This window comes from Rhodococcus sp. BS-15, assembly GCF_000813105.1.
Classification (GTDB): Bacteria; Actinomycetota; Actinomycetes; order Mycobacteriales; family Mycobacteriaceae; genus Rhodococcoides.
This window is the reverse complement of the sequence record NZ_BAOX01000587.1, coordinates 1-876: the sequence shown is the minus strand read 5'-3', so window position 1 is coordinate 876 and position 876 is coordinate 1. Positions and strand designations below refer to the sequence as shown.

The window sequence follows — 876 nt, the reverse complement described above, 5'->3', positions numbered from 1 at the left end:
CTCGGGCGGCGGCGTCTTGCGTGCGCGTGGCGGCTTGGCGACCGGGATGTATTCCTCGGTCGGGTAGTTGTCGTACGGGTCCGCGCCGCCGTGTACCGGGTAGCCGTCGGCGTCGAAGTTGCTGTCGTAGTCGCCGTAGCCCTCGTCACCGAACTCGGAGCCGAAGTCGGCCGGGTCGTACTCGTCGTATTCGTCGCCGCGACTGTCGGTGCCGAACAGCGCACGCATCCGATCGGGTACGTCGCGCACGGTGGTACCGGTGAGCAGCAGTACCCCGAACAGGCCGGCGAGCAGCAGCAGCGGCACGGCCAGCCACACCGTGAGCCCGTCTGCGATGGGCCCACCCGCTACGTATCCGACGAAGCCTGCGCCCTCGGATCGGCCGGCGGCGTCGGTCGGTGAACCGGCGGCCATGTGCCACAGTCCGAGGATCGGCAGCCCGAGCAGGATCGAGCCGAGGACCAGTCGCGGCCGTACCTCGGGATGCGGTTCGGAGCGCATCAGTACCACGGCGATTGCGACTCCGAGCACGGGCGCGACGTAACCGGCTTCGCCGATGACGGCGCGAATGCCCACCTCGATCCATTCGCCGACCGGTCCCCCCGGCGCTCAACCACACACTCGCGGCCACGACCACACTGACAGCGATCAGTCCGAGGGCGATGCCGTCCCGGCGGTGGCCGTGCTCGATGTCGGCGGCCCTGCTCACCGTCCGGGTCGTGGCACCGACGCCGCGTGCCGCCATCGACCAGGTGGACGCAATGCCCCGCCCGATCGCGTCGAGGGCACCGCGTGACTTCTTCTTCGCCGCAGGCGCCGTGCCGTCGACGAGCCCCTGGCGGGGGGCCTTGCCGCGCGAACGCATCCTCGCGCGGA

The 876-nt window shown here is 70.7% G+C and carries 2 pseudogenes; one reads left to right on the top strand and one right to left on the bottom strand.

The annotated features are described in order from the left end of the window. Positions 1-745 (bottom strand): annotated as a pseudogene (locus tag RHBS_RS28110) (cell division protein FtsK); the annotation flags it as partial. On the opposite strand from RHBS_RS28110, the pseudogene RHBS_RS29470 reads away from it, so the two are divergent. Next, a pseudogene (locus RHBS_RS29470) lies at positions 690-876 on the top strand (hypothetical protein); the annotation flags it as partial. The pseudogenes RHBS_RS28110 and RHBS_RS29470 sit on opposite strands and share 56 nt — an antisense overlap.